This window comes from Dyadobacter sp. OTU695 (genome assembly GCF_038440355.1).
Classification (GTDB): domain Bacteria; phylum Bacteroidota; class Bacteroidia; order Cytophagales; family Spirosomataceae; genus Dyadobacter.
In genome coordinates, this window is sequence record NZ_JASATN010000002.1 from 284,276 (window position 1) to 301,605 (window position 17,330).

A 17,330-nucleotide genomic window follows, 5' to 3' on the forward strand; every position below is an offset into this window, starting at 1 on the left:
AGCCTAGCAGCGTTCGGGCGGCGGAGATGCCAGCGACGTTTGGTGTGAGAGGTAATGAACTACCATGAAATGGTTGCAGGCCGAAGGCTGTATTTCGTCTGTAATGCTTTCTGCGTAGACGGGCAGTTTCTGGATATTGGGAATGTAAATTTTCAAAAGACTGCTCAACTGTTCCATGGCCTTGCCGTAAGGGCTCTTTGGAACATCAGTCTGTGTGTCGTTGAGAACCTGGATGGCATTGGCGAGCTCAAAAAAATGATCCCGCGCCGCTTCATTGGACTGAAGCGTTACATACAATGTGTCGTCCTGGTGGAGAATGTGGGTAGGATTGTAAAACTGCCCGTCTTGACGAACCAGTCCTTCGATGTTTTCAGTGATTTCCACATTGCCCGAATAGGGGAGCGATGGAAGAAACATTTTCATCACCAATCGCTGTCCAGGCTTGTCAGAAGCTGCAATCTGATAGTCTTTTTCAAAAAAAAGAACAGCAAAGCTAAGCCCAAACATGTTGTAGAGCAGCAATGCAAGTAAGCCTATCGACGCAAGTCTTCTCAATTCTTAAAGAGGATTTATAACCAAATGTAATCATTTTAACTGTATATAAGCAAATGCCTGCTTTAAGATTAACAAGCTCATTTACTGCAATATGTAGTAACCGATGGTTAGTTATATAGGACGAATAGTTTATTTATTTGGATTTCAGGGTCAATGGATAAGCGTTTGGGTAGGCTCGGTGTTATTTGCTGCCAGATTGAAAAGAAGTAGTGACCGTATATTCGGGCAATGAAGCGCCAGCATTTCAACGCTTGTATGCAACGCATTGCAAAGCTTGGTCCATACGGCATGTGGCGGGAACAAAACTGTCTTTGCACAGCCAAATTCACTATCTTGGCATTCCGATCATCTCATCCTGAATGCCATGCGAACCTACCAATCTTTGCTTGGAGTTGTTAAGAGCAAAAAATGCGTGCTCTTGCTTGTGTTATGCGGGTTCTCCCAACAAAGCTCTTTCAACCAGAAAGATTTTGAAAAACTTCGGCCACTGGTGGGAACCTGGCTGAATAAACGCGCAAGAGGCGACATTTACGAAACCTGGACGCGCAAGCATGAAACCGAGTTTGCCGGCATGAGCTATACGATCTCCAATGCAGATACTACTCCGCTGGAAAAGGTGCGCCTTTACATTCAGGGGACCGAGATTATCTACGCTCCGACAGCCTTCGGACAAAACGACAAGCAGGAAGTGTTATTTAAATTGAAATCTCTGGAAGGCAACCGTTTTGTATTCGAGAATCCATTTCATGATTTTCCCAAACGGATAGTCTACGATTTCAGATCGAATGATTCGCTCTATGCGCACATCGAGGGTGAAGTACAGTCCAGGCAGCGAAGAGTTGATTATCCTTACCGCAGAATACACTAAACTATTTATAACACCATGAAAAGATCAGAGATTGTTCCGATGCCCCCGTTTTTTGACAGATACATCAACCTTGTCGAAGATATTGACCTTTTTGAGGGCTTCGTAGAACACACGCCTGAACATGTATTTGCAGAAACTGAAAAGCTGGTTGCGCTCGGAGACCGGGTTTATGCCGAAGGAAAATGGACCGTCAAAGATATTTTGCAGCACGTGACCGATAACGAGCGGATTATGTCTTACCGGGCGTTGCGCTTTTCAAGAAACGATAAAACACAGCTGCCGGGCTACGACGAGGCGATCCTGGCTGCCAACACCGTTGCCGCACAACGCACCGTCAGTGATCTGATGGAGGAGTTCTCGGAACTTCGCCGGAGCACGATTACCCTTTTTAAAAATATGGACAAAACCATGCTCACACGCATCGGTAATGCAAACCAGACTGAAATATCGCCGCTGGCGCTGGGTTTTGTAATCCTGGGCCATCCCCTTCATCACATGAATGTAATCCGCGACCGGTATTTTCCGCTTCTTTAGACGCCGGCCAACTGATCGAGCGCTTCTTCTACCTTGGTTACCGGCAACTGACAGGCTTTCTCAAAGCAGACATAGATAGCTGTTTTAGCATTAATGTCGGTCCGGTTTAGCAACAGCGGCAGGGTAGAGGAGGTACTTGTTCCCATGACTATTTTGTTGGGGATGAAAAAACGGTCGAAATCTTTGCGCATCGCATCCGCATCTGCGCCTACGATCGCGATCTCGGCTGTCGGCACTGCGCGCTGGCAATATAATGCGGCCCAGTTGGTAACCCATTGCACATCGGCCAGCAGCAGTTTGGTCATTTTGGAAAGCATGTTGTCTGCTATTTCCAGGTAATCGCCGCGGTCGAGCATTTTGCCCAATGTGTAAAGATTATGGGCCATAATCGAGTTGGAGGCTGGAATTACATTATCGAACAGCTCCTTTTTGCGGGCAATAAGCGCCTCGCCGTATGTGTCCGTAAAATGAAAGAAACCTTCGGCCTGGTCAAAGAAGCTGCTTATCGTGTAATCGGCTAATTCCTGTGCTTTGTTCAGCCAGCCTTCTTCGAATGTAATCTGGTAGAGGCCCAAGTAGCCTTCGATGACCGCGGCATAGTCTTCCAGAAATCCCGTCACGGTGGCTACCCCGTTTTTAAAACTATGTTTCAGACGGCTGTCAGTGGTCATTTTCGCGGCAATGAACTGTCCTGTCGCAATAGCCATCTCACGGATTTCCTCGCGGCCCAATGCACGGTAGGAATCAGTCAGCCCCTTGATCAGAAGACCATTCCAGGATGCCAGAATTTTGTCGTCAAGGCCCGGTCTGATCCTTTTGCGGCGCACTTCCGCCAGTTTAGCCAGCGCCTTCTCATACAAGGCGGAAAAATCATCCGTGTAAATGCCGGCCGTCCGTGCCGCGTGCACGACAGGCTCTGTCAAATGCAGGTGGTTGTAGCCGTGCTCCCAGTTACCTTGCCGGGATATGTTGTAAAGTTTTGAAAACCAATCGAAATCTTCTCCCAGCGCAGCTTTGAGCTCGTCCTGGGTCCAGATATAGAATTTACCTTCAATGCCTTCGCTGTCTGCATCCAATGCGGAGAAGAAGCCGCCGTCAGGGCTGCGCATTTCAGTGGCCAGCCATTGGATGGTCTGCTGGATACGGTCTTGGTAAAGCGGATTTTGAGTTAACGAATAGGCTTCCGCATAAATGCTCAATAGTTGCCCGTTATCGTAGAGCATTTTCTCAAAATGCGGTATAAACCAGTCCTCGTCGACCGAATACCGCGCCCAGCCACCGCCAACATGATCGTAAATGCCACCCAGGGCGACGCGGTTCAATGAGAGTTCTACCTGCGCCAGCGCCTCGGGATTCTGGCTGATATCGAAATAACGCAGCAGAAATTTATAGATCGAAGGCATCATAAATTTAGGCGCGCGATCCATGCCGCCTTTTTGGGTATCAAAATGCCGCTGTATCTGCTCGAACATCAGATCCGCATCACCGGTGTTGAAATGAACTGTGGCATTGACCAGGCCATACTTCTGGCTTTCGGAAGCAACCATGTTTTCGACAAAACCTTCCGCCGAGCTTGCCAGCTCCTGGTAATGATTGGTGAATGCCTGATTGATGCTTTTCAAAAGCTGCACCCAGTTTTGGGGCGGTAGGTAGGTAACACCGTAAAAAGGCTTGGTATCCGGCAACAGGAACACATTCAGCGGCCAGCCACCTCGCACGCCCATTGCCTGCACAGCGTCCATGTATACCGCGTCCACGTCCGGCCGCTCTTCGCGGTCGACCTTAATGCAGACGAAATACTGGTTCATCACCTGGGCGATGGGCACTTTTTCGAAGCACTCACGTTCCATCACATGGCACCAGTGGCAGGCCGAATAGCCGATACTGACCAGGATAGGCTTGTTTTCGTTTTTAGCTTTGGACAATGCTTCTTCTCCCCACGGATACCAATCTACCGGATTGTGGGCGTGTTGTAGCAAATAGGGGCTGGTTTGTTGACTGAGTCGGTTCATAACAGTGCTGGCAGTGACTATTGCAGGATCACCACCTTTTTAATAACAGTTCGATTGACGGTGGTAAAACGGGCAAAATATATGCCAGAAGCAAGTTTTGGAAGGGTGATGCTCGTCTTGTTCTCACCGGCGAACGCTTTCAGTTTTTGTTGCAGGACGGTCTGTCCTTTGTTATTGGTCAGTGCAAAATCAACACCTGCTACACCGCCCACACCGGATAGCGAAACGTTGAGCTGCTGCGCTGCCGGATTAGGATAGACATTTACCATGTCAAGCCAAGGCTCAACGCCATTGACAGAATCATTCAGATCGAACTTGCAAAGGAAAACTTCCTTGCCTTTCAGGGTAATGTTGCGTGCCCAATTTTGATAGGAAACAGTAATGGAGGTAGTTGCGCCATCGGCCGCATAGGGATTCTGAGCGGCGATCAGGATGTTCTCGCCTTTTAGAATACCCCTCCAAACCGGGTTTTGCTGCTCCATATTGTCTCGCGCGGACATCGGGATGACAAGCTGGTAATTCCCTTGGAGCATGTCCTTAAACTGCGACAGCCGGTAAAGCCCGTAAATAAAATGCTCGTAGGGCCCGTAGTTTTCCTGCCTTTCAGCCGACAAAAACGGGTTTTCCCAAAGCCAGAGCCCCTTCGCGCCAGCAAAGAAAGGGAAAATCGCGGTAGCCTCGGCCATAAAATTGGTAATCAGCGGAATGTTCGCATCATAGCTGTCGTGTACCCGCAGCCATACAAAGGGAATGATTGGCTTGTCGCTCCATGCCGCATTCGATTCGATGCTGAAGAGCAGATAGGAGAGGTAGTCTTTACCAATGGGGTGGTCGTAGCCGTAATAGTAATACGGGGAGGGCGACAAGAAATCCATCGCATTGTAAAAATTGCCACCGATCTTGCCTGCATTGTCCTGCATCAGATAATGCGTCCGCGCCAGGTTGGTGGTCCAGTCGTGCCAGCTATTGGCCGTAATATTCAGCCAGGTATTGCGAATGGGCACATCACTATAACTGGTCAGCGAGGCCTTTACGCCTTTGGCGCGCAGACGGTTAGCCGCCTCGGTATACCACCAGCGCATGTCGCGCTTGTAGGTGGCCAGAAAATCAGCGTCGGAAAGATTGCGGTACTTTTGAGGGATCTGGGCATTGGACTTCAATGCAAGAATATCGCGGTCTTCACGCTGCATGCGTTCAATGTCCAGGCAGACGACATCGACGCTGGTTACCGTGCTGGCATAATTGTCCCAGTAGCTTCGGTAGGCTGCCGTATCATTGCCCCAGGGGCTTCGCAAGTTGTTGTCTGCCCAGGGCTGGTTGCCACTTGATGTAGCTACCCCGTACCACAGCATTGCCCGCTGGCTGGCGTCAAGTGAGCCGGGCTCCGGACCGCTGAATGCGGCGAGGTGGCTGAAACCATGTTTCAATGGCTGAGATTGCGTATCGCCAAAGCGTGGACCGCTGTAAATCATTTTAAAGGGTAGCGAAAACTCCGGAAATTTGCTCCATTCGATGCTATTGTTGGTTGTTACCGGGTTTAGTACATAATCGGGCTGACAATTCTGGCCGTGAGCGCTTAATGTGGTGAGCAGTACACTCAGAAATGTACTGAAAAAAGCCTTTGAATAGATGTTTGTATAGTATGTCATAAGATTTGACCAGACAAATTCGTTACTTTTGCAATGTCGCCAATTTCATTTTTCCGAGACGCGTAGTCCGAGACTTGCTGGGTCCCGCAGTTGGAACGCAGTACCGGCGCCGAGTAGTTCAGCACAATGCAAATTGCCTTGAAACATAAAATATAATCAACATGAAACGATTACTTCTATTTATCCCAGTCCTGTTTTTATCGCTTTTGGTGATTAGCTGCGGTGACAAAGATAAGAACGAAAACCCTGAGCCGACTGAGAAGAATAAAATACTGGTTAATTATCCTTGGCGTATGTCGGCTGTAACGGATTTATCCGGAAAAGCCATTCCGGATAATCAGCTGGGCACGGACACGAAATATATTTTGAAAATGGACATCCAGTTTCAGCAAAATGCGACAGTGAAGGCATTGGATCAGAATTCGAGTCAGGTGATCAATGGTGGCACATGGTATCTGATCAATGAAGAGAAGGCGCTGGATATCAAAATTGTTGGCTTTTCCGGCGAATTCGGCTTGGAAGAGCTGACCAATAGCAAAATGAGACTGAAAAGTAAAATGCCGATCAATGGAGTCGAGCAGGAGGCTATCATGGTCTTTCAGCCTGTGATCAAGTAACCCGTTGGTATGATATACAATTTATAGCGAAGAGCGGCGGATAAAATCTGCCGCTTTTCTTATTTTGTACAAATTTTTTTGAATGAAAAAGAATATCCCCTCCATCATTAACGCATGGTGTATGTACGACTGGGCAAACTCGGTGCATGCACTAGTCATTGTTTCGAGCATTTTTCCTGTCTATTTCAGTGCCACCGCGCTAAGCGCCTCCGGCACGACGGACGTTAACTTTTTCGGCACTCAGATCAAAAGCTCTGTTCTTTTTTCCTACACGGTTTCAGTCTCGTTTCTGATCACTGCCTTGCTGATCCCTATTTGCACGGCCATCGCCGATTTTACAGGCAAAAAGAAGCGGTTCATGCAGTTTTTCTGTTATACCGGCGCTGTGAGTTGTATGCTGCTGTATTTTTTTACGAAAGAAACCCTGATTTCGGCTGTATTCCTCTTTGGCCTGAGCCTGATCGGATGGAGCGGCAGCATTGTCTTTTACGATTCTTATCTGCCTGAGATCGCAACCGAGGACCGTTTCGATAAGTATAGCGCCCGTGGTTTCTCGATGGGATATCTGGGTAGTGTATTGTTGTTGCTTTTTAATCTTAGCATGGTTCTCGCTCCGCAGTTTTATGGCATTACCCAGAAATCGCTGCCGGCGCGGATTTCGTTTTTCACCGTGGGACTGTGGTGGATACTGTTTGCCCAAATCCCTTTTTACTACCTGCCTTCGGGCAATGCCGATAAGGAAAGAAGCGGAAATTGGATATTTCATGGGTTTAAGGAACTGCGGAAAGTATACGGGCGTCTTCGCGAGCAGCCTTACCTTGCCAAGTTCCTGAGCGCGTTTTTCATCTACACAATGGGCCTGCGCACGGTCATGTACGTAGCGACGATCTTCGGCGCTACCGAATTGAAACTACCTTCCCAAAGCCTGATCATTACTGTGCTGTTGATCCAACTTGTCGGGATTGCCGGCTCCTATACATTCGCCTGGCTATCAGGTAAAATTGGTAACATTTATGCATTGATGATCGGGGTGGCGATCTGGATAGGTATCTGCACGGGGGCCTATTATACCACCGAGGCCGTGGAGTTTTATATGATTGCCTGCACGGTGGGTATGGTCATGGGCGGCATTCAGTCACTTTCCAGGTCAACGTACTCCAAACTTATCCCTGAAAATGTCGCAGATACTGCCTCCTATTTCAGCTTTTACGATGTGACCGAGAAGCTGGCGATCGTGATCGGAACATTTATCTATGGTACTGTCGAGCACATTACCGGCAGCATGCGTAACAGTATCCTTGCGCTGCTGATTATTTTCGTGATCGGCCTGGCGCTGCTTTACCGGATTCCATCAAGGAAAGTTTACCATTTTGAATTGGATCGTAACAAAAATTAATTTAATATCGCGGCACCAAAGCAGGATGTTAGCTCAGCTGGTTCAGAGCGCCGCCTTGACAGGGCGGAGGTCAGCGGTTCGAACCCGCTACGTCCTACAAAAAGCCCGCATATCGGTTGTTCTAACTTGGTATGCGGGCTCGTCATTTGCAGGTTCCAGCACTCAATAATAAAAGGATCGCCAGATCAGATTTTTATTTGCATCATAACGTAACATCCATTTTTCAGACTTGCCCCCGGGTAGCGTATTGACAAACGAGCCCGAATACGAATCGACGCCGGCATATTTGTCGTGCCAGTTGGCAAAAGAGGCTTCGGGGCTGAAATCCTTAATCGCATCCCACGGAGTAAATTTACTTTTCAATTCGTCAATTTCTGCGGGGAGCAGGTTGGTGGCGAACGATGAAGGCGCATCAAGGTTAGGCCAGCGTTCCAGGAAGGTGAATGAGGGTGACCACACCAGATCGCCATTTTCATTAAAAAGCAGGCTTAGAGTCGTCATGCCATAATACTTCGCGCTAAGCTCATAATATTTCTTGCCGCCGTGAAGGATCCACCCCGTGGCAGATTGAAACTTTAATTCGTTGTTTTGCGACAAAAGATTTTTGCCGGTGGTATTCAGCAATGGCAAAGCGGCAATGGCGGCGGGGTTCGGCTTGTTCCGATCATTCAGGAACTGCTGGATTTTATCTGGTAGATCTTCGGCGCGTTGCGTGCGGTAAAAGTGGTCTAAATGGTCCATAAGCTCCAAAGAACTTCCTTTCACCTTTACGGTGTAGGTCACGCCATTGAGGGTGTAATCGACCAGGTTGAATGCAGGGTAGGCCGGGTTAGACTGGAATATCTCTGTTGCTAGGCGATGATTTGAGAATGTACCTCCCTGCATGGTAGTGCCATTTATCAAAGCTTTTAGCGAATCACCAGGTGTTCCAGCCGCGTACTGGGCTTCCAGGATATCGGTATTATTGGAAATCAAGGAATATGTTTTTCCCTGCTGGCTGAATTTAACCAGAAAAATCTTTCCTTGTTCTAACGCAGAGGGATCAAGTTCGGAGTGGCCGGGATAGCGTTGATCAATTATTGCCCTGATCGAAATGGGCAGAATGCTGGGTTCCGGAACTACGTGGTCCTGCAATGAACAACTTTGTATAATGGCCATTAGCAGTAAGGAAAATACTAGTACGCTTTTTTTCATTTTGTAAGATTTTTAGTCAGTTAACCGTCAGGCACATAAATATAGTTGCGCGAATGGATATATAACCAGAGTTTTATTATTATTTTAAAAAGACAAAATTTGTTTTTACTCAGAATACTGGTTTAGCCTAGGTTTATGTTGGAATTGACAGAGCGCCAGTGGGCGTTATTTGATTATGTGAAGGAAATGCACGGGGAGCAGAAACGTAAATACACCGGCGCGCCCTATTACACCCATTTGCTGAGCGTCGCTGCCAGGGTGGAGCAATATGTACAGCACGGCTACGAGACTGAAATAGCGCTTTGCCATGATCTGATCGAGGACACGGAATGCTCGCTGGCCGATCTTTCCTCCAAACTGATGAGCCTGGGTTATAGTGTAGAAGAGGACGTGGAAATATTGGAGGGAGTCGATGACCTGACTGATAAATACACCCATGAGCGCTACCCCGACCTGAACCGCGCCCAGCGCAAGAAACTTGAAAGTGCGCGCATCATAGCATCCAGACCGGTCGCCCAGACGGTGAAGTATGCCGACATTATTGATAATATAACCTCAGTTATCGAGCATGACCCCGGATTTGCACGGGTATTTGCCCGGGAAATTGACAGTTATCTATGGAAAATCGATAAAGGTAACCAAAAGCTTTATGCCGAATGCTGCCGGGCGTTTAATCAGATAAAAGCGCAGCTTGGCTTGGAAAAGGAAAAAATCGAGCAATAAAAAAGCCTGCGACGTCGGTCGCAGGCTCTGATTTATCTTCAAACGAGAGGCTATTAAAGCGTCCGTTTCACTTCACGTAGCTCGAAACTTTCGATGATATCGCCGATTTCGATGTCGTTGTAGTTTTTAACGCTCAAACCACATTCGTAACCGTTCCGTACTTCCTGGACATCGTCCTTATAACGTTTCAGTGAGTCGATCTCACCGGTGTAAAGTACGATACCGTCTCGCACGACGCGAATCTTATTGTTACGCTTCACATATCCATCCGTTACATAGCAACCAGCAATGGTACCGATGCGGCTGATCTTGAAGACTTCGCGGATTTCGATGTTTCCGGTGATAATCTCTTCGATCGTTGGTGCCAACATACCAGTCATCGCATCTTTGATCTCTTCGATCGCCTGGTAAATTACCGAATAATGGCGGATCTCGATCTGATCCTGCTCAGCCATTTTCTTGGCATTCGAAGAAGGACGAACCTGGAATCCGACGATGATTGCATCGGAAGCAATCGCAAGGTTGACATCGGATTCAGAAATCTGACCCACGGCCTTGTGAATGATATTTACCTGAACTTCCGAAGTAGAAAGTTGCAGCAATGAATCCGAAAGTGCTTCTACGGAGCCATCCACGTCACCTTTTACGATCAGGTTCAACTCGCGGAAGGTACCGATCGCCTTACGACGGCCGATCTCCTCAAGGGTAATGTGCTTGCGTGTCCGGATCGATTGCTCGCGCTGAATCTGCTCACGTTTGGTGGCGATATCACGGGCGTCACGCTCGTTTTCAAAGACGTTGAACCGGTCGCCTGCCTGTGGCGCGCCGTTAAGACCAAGCAACTGTACCGGTGTGGAAGGGCCTGCTGTTTTGAGCTTTTTCCCAAGGTAATCCGTCATTGCTTTTACTTTACCGAAATGCGCGCCAGCCAGCACTACATCACCTACCTTCAATGTACCGGTTTGAACCAGAATGGTAGTCACGTAGCCGCGTCCCTTATCAAGGGAAGCTTCTACGACTGTACCCATCGCGCGGCGGTTAGGATTTGCTTTCAATTCCAGCAACTCTGCTTCCAGCAATACTTTTTCAAGCAGCTCGTCGATACCCAGACCCGATTTGGAAGAAATTTCCTGGGTCTGGTATTTTCCACCCCATTCTTCTACCAGAAGGTTCATGTTAGCCAGCTCTTCGCGAATCTTTTCGGTGTTAGCCCCTGCTTTATCTACCTTACTGAATGCAAATACGATCGGTACACCGGCAACCTGCGCGTGGTTGATGGCCTCGCGGGTCTGCGGCATAACGCTGTCGTCGGCTGCGATCACGATGATTACCACATCGGTCACTTTCGCTCCACGGGCACGCATCGCTGTAAATGCTTCGTGACCTGGTGTATCCAGAAATGTTACTTGCTTGCCGGTTTTGGTTTTTACGCTGTAAGCCCCAATATGCTGGGTAATACCTCCGGCCTCGCCACTTGCTACGTTTTCCTGACGGATGTAGTCAAGCAGCGATGTTTTACCATGGTCAACGTGACCCATGATCGTTACAATCGGCGCTCTTTCTTGCAGGCTTGCCTCGTCGTCGACCTCTTCCTGAACATCGTTCTGAACTTCTTCTTCGGCAGAAATAAAGGCTACTTCAAAGCCAAACTCATCGGCAATGAAAGTAATGGCTTCTGCGTCCAGGCGCTGGTTGATCGATACGAACATACCCATGCTCATACAAACCGAGATTACCTCCTGAACTGTTACGTCCATCAGCGAGGCCAGGTCGTTCGCAGATACGAACTCGGTAACGCGCAATACTTTTGTTTCTTCGTCTCCGAAGCCGTTTGGATCGTTCTGATCTCCACGGTCACGTCGGCGGTTGCCTTTTCCTCTGGCCATACCTTTGGTGTTACCACCACCCATACGTGCCATAGTGGCCTTGATATTGTCGGAGACCTCCTTGTCGGAAACCTCCTCGCGGCGGCCGCCTCTTCGGTTATTGTTGCTGTTATTACCGCTGCGGTTGCCCTGTCCTTGTTGTGCAGGTCTGGACTGTCCGCCAGTTTGCGGGGTGCCGCCCTGCGAGGTATTTCCCGGAGTATTTGGACGGGCCCGGTTTGCGTCGGTGCCGGTCGTAGTACCCGGGGTGCTACCAGCATTTGGAGTTGCACTGGCATCGACTGGCCGGTTTTCTCCGGGCGCAGCAGCTCCGTCACGGATTCTCTTTCTTTTTCTACGGCGTTTTTTGTCAGCGGCAGTGTCGCTGGAAGCCACCGGATCTTTCTTTTTATTAGACGGTAGTTCGATTTTTCCAACTACTCTTAACCCTCTGAGTTGTTCACCACGGGCCTCGATCAGCTCGGATTCACCCGATGGCTGCTCTTCGACTGTACTGCTGGCTTGTGGCGCAACAGGAGCAGGGGAGGCCTCCGATGGTTTTTCTGCAACCGGCGCTGTTTCTTTCGGTTCAACCGGCGCTGGCTTGCTTTCTTCGGGCTCTACCTTACGCGGCTCTTCTTTGGTTGGTGTCTCGGCAACCGGAGCGGCCGGTGCAGCAGGGGTTTCTTTCACAGGAGCCTCAGCAGGAACTTCCTTAACAGGTTCGGGCTGAATGGCTACCGGTTTGATTTCTTCTTTTTCCACCGGTGCTGGCTCGGCTTTAGGCGTCTCGGCCACTACCTCTTTTGGAGCTTCCGCTTTAGGTTGTTCCTCGGTAGCAGGCTGTGGCACGGGGCGTTTGGCATCCAGGTCAATTTTGCCCACAACCTTAATACCAGGTAGTTTATTTTCAAAAGCAGGTTGTGGCTCGGTCGCGGAAGGTTTTTCTTCCACAACGGGCTTTTCGTCCGCTTTCGGTGTATTTCGGAAATAAAGAATTCCCTCAACATCGCTTTTCACCTTGTCTTCCTTAACCTCAACCGGGGCTTCCACAGCGGGAGCAGCCGGTCTTTGCGTCAGGGATGATCTCAGCTCATTCGATTTGAAGTCCTTGGCAAGAAACTCGATTTGATCGGCATTAATTTTGGTATTCGGATTACTTTCCACCTTATACCCCTTGGCAGACAGATGATCCACGATCGTAGTAATACCCACGTTGAGGATCCGTGCCACTTGGCTAAGGCGCATCATTTTATCTTCTGCCATATTAGCAATTTAGTAGAATAAGGTTTTGCACTGATTGTGGAGCTGTTTTGCTCAGCTCCACGAGTTAATATTATTCAAATTCTTTCCGCAGGATATCGAGTACTTCCTCGACAGTCGCTTCTTCAAGGTCGGTCCTTCTTACCAGCTCCTCTTTGCTTAGAGCCAAAACGCTTTTCGCTGTATCAAGACCGATTTTGTGCAGTTCGTCGATGATCCATTCATCGATCTCATCCGAGAATTCGGTCAAATCGACATCTTCATCGTTTTGTTCTTCGATATCGCGGAACACATCGATTTCCATCCCTACCAGTTTTCCTGCCAGCTTGATATTCTGTCCGCCTTTACCGATTGCCAGTGATACCTGGTCTGGTTTGAGGAAAACGGATACGCGCTTGGCGTCGCGATCGATTTGCATCGAGCTTACTTTCGCAGGGCTCAATGCGCGGCTGATCAGCAGCTCAAGATTGTCGGTGTAGTTGATAACGTCTATGTTTTCGTTACCCAGTTCACGTACAATGGAATGGATACGTGAGCCTTTCATACCTACGCATGCGCCTACCGGGTCGATCCTGTCGTCGTATGATTCGACGGCAACTTTGGCACGCTCCCCTGGTTCACGAACAACTTTACGGACAGAAATGATTCCATCATAGATTTCGGGGATCTCCACTTCGAAGAGCCTTTCCAGGAATACCGGCGAAGTTCTCGACAATGTAATCTTGGGAGAGCCGTTATTCATTTCCACTTTATGGATGACCGACTTAACGGATTCACCTTTACGGAAACGATCTTTGGAAATCTGCTCGGTGCGTGGAAGTGAAAGCTCGTTGCCTTCCGAATCCACAATGATTACCTCATGTCTCAAAGTCTGGTACACCTCACCGGTGATCATTTCGCCTACCTGATCTTTGTATTTCTCATACATGATCTCTTTTTCCATATCCTTGATCTTCTGGATCAGGGTCTGGCGTGCGGTTTGCACCAGGCGGCGACCGAATTCAACCAGTTTTACTTCTTCGGCAACTTCTTCACCAACTTCGAAGTCGCTCTGGATCTTACGGGCTTCGGCAAGTGGTATTTTGTTATATTCCCAAATATCCTCAGAGTTATCGTCGACGATTTCACGGGTACGCCACATTTCAAGGTCACCGCTTTCGGGGTTGATGATCACATCAAAATTATCATCGGTGCCATATTTTTTGCGAATCATTGTACGAAATACCTCTTCCAAAACACTGATCATCGTTGGACGATCGATGTTCTTAGAGCTTGCGAACTCCGCGAATGACTCAATTAATATTCCGCTATCCATTGCTATGTTAAAGAATATTTGCTGATACTAAGTTATACATATTATATAATTGATCACAACCGGAAAATGCGAATCCGGGCTTGTGAGTCTATTTAAATGAGATTTCGATCATCGCCTTGGAAATCTCATCCAGGCTGATCGTCCGAACCAGCGACGCCTCGTCTACCGGTGTTTTCGGTTTCTTTTTGGGGGCGGGCAACTGGATGGTAATGCTTTCATCAGCGGCATCAGTCAGGTTGCCTTGCAGGACTTCACCGGTTTTCAATGTGATTTTCAGGTTCCGGCCCACATTTTTCCTGTACTGGCGTGGCAACACCAATGGCTGATCCAGGCCAGGGGAAGAAACTTCCAACGTGTAAGCGTCTGTGAAAACTTCCAGCTCTTCAAGCTGTTTGGCGAGCCTGCGGCTGATGGAGGTGCATTGCTGAATGGTAATGCCTTCGTCGCTGTCCACAAGGATGGTTACTTTCTGACTTGCCTTAGAAGGTTTGAAAACGATGTCTATCAAAAAACAGTCACCATCTTCCAGAAGCGGGGCCAGCAAAACTTCTAAATGTTCCTTTACGGTCATGTATAAGCTATACAAATAAAAAAGGGGATTAAACCCCCTCAATCAATCGATCAAAATAGAATAGGATGCAAATATAATTTTTTTTTATCATTTCTACAAACATTCCGGGATGTCTTCCAAATCCGCATCCTTCGCCTATTTTTGCAAAAAATGCTATTCTGAATCAATGAAGGGGATCAAGAAGTTACTGTGGGTTTTGTATCAATGCTTTGCTTTTTATACCCTGCTGATTTACACGCTGATACTGTGGGTGCCGTCCGACGGTTGGGTAGCCGGGTTTATGATGATGTCCTTCCCCCTGGTGGTGGCGATTCATTTGATCTCGGTGCCCATATGGTTTGTCGTGGAAAGGAAAAAGGCCATTCTGCCGCTTATCATGTTTGCTATTGCGGGTTTATTTCTTTCAAGAACATACGCGTTTGGCGGCTCGGGGGATCAAGATACAGTAACTGGTGAAAAACAGAAATTTTCGGTAATGAGCTACAACGTCCATGTATTCCAGAAGTTTTCAGAATGGTGGAAGGGAGACGGACGAGAAGAAATAAGGGATATGAAAGCATGGATCGGAAATAGTGGAGCCGATGTGCTTTGCATGCCTGAGTATTACGATGAAGATGAAACGGTTTTTGATTCGGGAAATTACCTCAGTAAAAAAGGATACAAACATGCCGCTTATTTTCACAGGCGGAAGTTCGGGAAGTCGTATTGGGGACTTGCGATACTCTCAAAATTACCCATTGTAGCTTCTCGCGATACGGTTTTTGAAGCGCAGAACGGGATGGTGCAGGCAGATGTCAAGGTTGGGAAGGATACCATACGTATTATAGGCCTTCATTTGTATTCGATGACGCTGGGTTTAAGCAAACTGGTCGAGCAAAAAGAAATGGATGGAATTGAAGCCGAAAGCCGGGTCACGCTCAGAAAGATGAAAAACGGGTTTCAGCAAAGGGCCGAAGAATTTACTGTTTTGCAGGACTGGATTAAAACCTCGCCATATCCGGTACTGGTTTGCGGGGATTTTAACGAAGTGCCTTACAGCTATATCTACGGAAAGCTTCGAAAATCACTTAAAAACAGTTTCGAGGAAAAGGGGCAGGGGTTTGGCTTTTCCTTCAACCATTTGCCTTACTTTATTCGCATAGATCATCAGTTCTACGATGACAACCGCCTTTCTGTGCACGATTTCACCACCTATTCCAAAATTAAGTATTCGGATCACTATCCGATTATGGGTACTTACTCCTTCAAATAAAAAGAGGCTCCCGGGAGCCTCTTTGACTAGTATTTTATGCCCAAACTATCGAGCTCCCGTGAGGTGATCGTAGGAGGGAAGACGCCCCGATCGAGCTTTTGCTTAACTAGCGCGCCGGTTTTTGCAGCCTCTTGCTCTGTTACAAACCCATTGATGCCCGGCACTCCGGGAATAACCTTCTGCTCGATTACCAGGGTAGTGTCCTTACGGATGTGGTAGCCCCAACCATGCTCTCCCCTGATTGTTTCAACCTTGAAACGAGAAAGGCCTTCGCCGCCCTGATTTGCCATTTGTCCCTTGAAGAACAGAAAGTAAATTGCTGCCGCGAAGGCCAGTATACCTATGATCAGGATTCTGCTGTTTCCGCGGATCACAGATCGTCATCAGTGTTGATTGCCTGCGTAGGATCGAAGCCCCAGAAGTCGTCTGTTCCGTTGCCTTGGCCCAGTGAGCTACCCGTTCCGAGATAACCGATCTTGCCTACAACGAACGCGCCTGCAAACCCTCTCTGATTAGGGAAGGGAGCTCTTTCGATCCAGCTGTTAGCGCCTGGATCATACTCCCAAACGTCGGACCTGCCTTTTCCGCCAACGATATAAGCTTTTCCGTCGATCACGAATGCCGAGCCGTAAGAACGTGCCGGGAATGCATCCTGGTCGAATCCGGTCGCGAAATCGACACGGGTCCAGTTGCCTGCGCCGCCGTTACCTGCCGGGTCGAAGCTGTAAATATCCTTGAAAGATGTTTGGGCGTTGCTTTCGCCGAAGCCTACATAAGCTTTTGTGCCAACGGTGAATGAAATGGCGCCGGTTCTTTTACCACCTTTGAATGTGGCCATTTCCGTCCATTTGTCGTTAGTAGGATTATATTCGTAAAAATCCTGGAAGTAGTTGCTAGCGTTGAAGCCGAGGCCTACGTACGCCCTGTCGTTTACCACGAAAGAAGTAGCAAACTGACGGGGACCACCGCCGAAGTCTGCGATTGCATCCCATTTGTTGGTAGCAGGATCGTATTCATAAAAATCTTTTTTGTAGCCATTGTCGACGGTCGACGCGTCATAGCCGCCGCCTACATAAGCTTTACCTTTCAGCACGAACGCCGTAGCGTTGTTGCGGCCAGTTCCGGGGAATGGTGTTATTTGTGACCAGGTTTGTCTTTCGGCATTGTAAGCCCAAAAATCTTTTACCCGGGCAATTGTTTCATTTGTATAACCAGTACCAATGTAACCTACGTTACCGATCACAAAACTCACCGCATTGGTCCGGATCGATCCTCCGAAGTTTGGCAGGTCCTTTCTGAACCAGTTTCCGAGTTTTTCGGTCTCATCATCCTTGTTACAGCTCATCTGTACCAACGCGGTAGAAGCGACTAGAAGGGCTAACGAAGTCTTTTTTAAGGTATTAAACATGAAATTATTGTTTGACGAATTGTTACAAATGAGTAATGAGAATTATTGATTGTTTTGGTTGGAGGCCGGTCCTCAAGCGATACGACAAGCTCATCCGTAACCTAAATT

The 17,330-nt window shown here is 48.2% G+C and carries 15 protein-coding genes and 1 tRNA gene; 7 read left to right on the forward strand and 9 right to left on the reverse strand.

Features of this window, described 5'->3' with window-relative positions; all coding sequences use genetic code 11:
* Positions 1-3 precede the first annotated feature (3 nt).
* Entirely contained in the window at positions 4-555 is a 552-nt protein-coding gene (locus tag AAHB90_RS07000; RefSeq protein ID WP_342084220.1) for a hypothetical protein, read from the reverse strand.
* A gap of 364 nt (positions 556-919) precedes the next feature.
* Here AAHB90_RS07000 and AAHB90_RS07005 point away from each other — a divergent pair, with 364 nt between their 5' ends.
* Both AAHB90_RS07005 and AAHB90_RS07010 read left to right on the forward strand, forming a co-directional pair.
* A complete protein-coding gene (locus AAHB90_RS07005) occupies positions 920-1,423 on the forward strand; it encodes a DUF6265 family protein (RefSeq protein WP_342084221.1) in 504 nt (167 codons plus the stop codon).
* Positions 1,424-1,438: 15 nt separating this feature from the next.
* On the forward strand, positions 1,439-1,957 hold the full coding sequence (locus AAHB90_RS07010) for a DinB family protein (protein WP_342084222.1): 519 nt from the start codon (positions 1,439-1,441) through the stop codon (positions 1,955-1,957).
* Here AAHB90_RS07010 and AAHB90_RS07015 read toward each other — a convergent pair.
* Positions 1,954-3,969 (reverse strand): thioredoxin domain-containing protein, encoded by a 2,016-nt coding sequence (locus AAHB90_RS07015; protein ID WP_342084223.1) that lies wholly within the window; start codon positions 3,967-3,969, stop codon positions 1,954-1,956. The genes AAHB90_RS07010 and AAHB90_RS07015 overlap by 4 nt on opposite strands.
* Positions 3,970-3,986: 17 nt before the next feature.
* Positions 3,987-5,618 (reverse strand): T9SS type A sorting domain-containing protein, encoded by a 1,632-nt coding sequence (locus AAHB90_RS07020; protein ID WP_342084224.1) that lies wholly within the window; start codon positions 5,616-5,618, stop codon positions 3,987-3,989.
* Positions 5,619-5,779: 161 nt separating this feature from the next.
* Here AAHB90_RS07020 and AAHB90_RS07025 point away from each other — a divergent pair, with 161 nt between their 5' ends.
* The 3 genes from AAHB90_RS07025 (at position 5,780) to AAHB90_RS07035 (ending at position 7,728) form a co-directional block, all read left to right on the forward strand.
* Positions 5,780-6,235, forward strand: a complete 456-nt coding sequence (locus AAHB90_RS07025) for a hypothetical protein (protein ID WP_342084225.1) — start codon at positions 5,780-5,782, stop codon at positions 6,233-6,235.
* Positions 6,236-6,317: 82 nt separating this feature from the next.
* A complete protein-coding gene (locus AAHB90_RS07030; RefSeq protein ID WP_342084226.1) occupies positions 6,318-7,631 on the forward strand; it encodes an MFS transporter in 1,314 nt (437 codons plus the stop codon).
* A gap of 22 nt (positions 7,632-7,653) precedes the next feature.
* Positions 7,654-7,728 (forward strand) — tRNA-Val (locus AAHB90_RS07035).
* 65 nt (positions 7,729-7,793) lie between these two features.
* Here the strand turns inward: AAHB90_RS07035 and AAHB90_RS07040 are convergent.
* Positions 7,794-8,825, reverse strand: a complete 1,032-nt coding sequence (locus tag AAHB90_RS07040; protein WP_342084227.1) for a hypothetical protein — start codon at positions 8,823-8,825, stop codon at positions 7,794-7,796.
* Positions 8,826-8,960: 135 nt separating this feature from the next.
* On the opposite strand from AAHB90_RS07040, the gene AAHB90_RS07045 reads away from it, so the two are divergent.
* Entirely contained in the window at positions 8,961-9,548 is a 588-nt protein-coding gene (locus AAHB90_RS07045; RefSeq protein ID WP_342084228.1) for a metal-dependent phosphohydrolase, read from the forward strand.
* A 53-nt stretch (positions 9,549-9,601) separates the two neighbouring features.
* Here the strand turns inward: AAHB90_RS07045 and infB are convergent, their stop codons facing one another.
* From infB to AAHB90_RS07060, 3 genes are all read right to left on the reverse strand, one after another.
* Entirely contained in the window at positions 9,602-12,679 is a 3,078-nt protein-coding gene (gene infB / locus AAHB90_RS07050; protein ID WP_342084229.1) for a translation initiation factor IF-2, read from the reverse strand.
* 70 nt (positions 12,680-12,749) lie between these two features.
* Entirely contained in the window at positions 12,750-13,991 is a 1,242-nt protein-coding gene (gene nusA / locus AAHB90_RS07055) for a transcription termination factor NusA (RefSeq protein WP_090385457.1), read from the reverse strand.
* 88 nt (positions 13,992-14,079) lie between these two features.
* Positions 14,080-14,562 carry a ribosome maturation factor RimP gene (locus tag AAHB90_RS07060; RefSeq protein WP_342084230.1) on the reverse strand — a complete coding sequence of 161 codons (483 nt, stop codon included), beginning with the start codon at positions 14,560-14,562 and terminating at the stop codon, positions 14,080-14,082.
* Positions 14,563-14,728: 166 nt separating this feature from the next.
* Here AAHB90_RS07060 and AAHB90_RS07065 point away from each other — a divergent pair, with 166 nt between their 5' ends.
* Positions 14,729-15,814, forward strand: a complete 1,086-nt coding sequence (locus tag AAHB90_RS07065) for an endonuclease/exonuclease/phosphatase family protein (protein ID WP_342084231.1) — start codon at positions 14,729-14,731, stop codon at positions 15,812-15,814.
* Between the two features lie 26 nt (positions 15,815-15,840).
* Here the strand turns inward: AAHB90_RS07065 and AAHB90_RS07070 are convergent, their stop codons facing one another.
* Entirely contained in the window at positions 15,841-16,188 is a 348-nt protein-coding gene (locus AAHB90_RS07070) for a DUF4907 domain-containing protein (protein ID WP_342084232.1), read from the reverse strand.
* Complete coding sequence (locus tag AAHB90_RS07075) at positions 16,185-17,222, reverse strand: Kelch repeat-containing protein (RefSeq protein WP_342084233.1); 1,038 nt, start codon at positions 17,220-17,222, stop codon at positions 16,185-16,187. Before AAHB90_RS07075 ends, AAHB90_RS07070 begins: the two co-directional genes overlap by 4 nt.
* Positions 17,223-17,330: the final 108 nt, after the last annotated feature.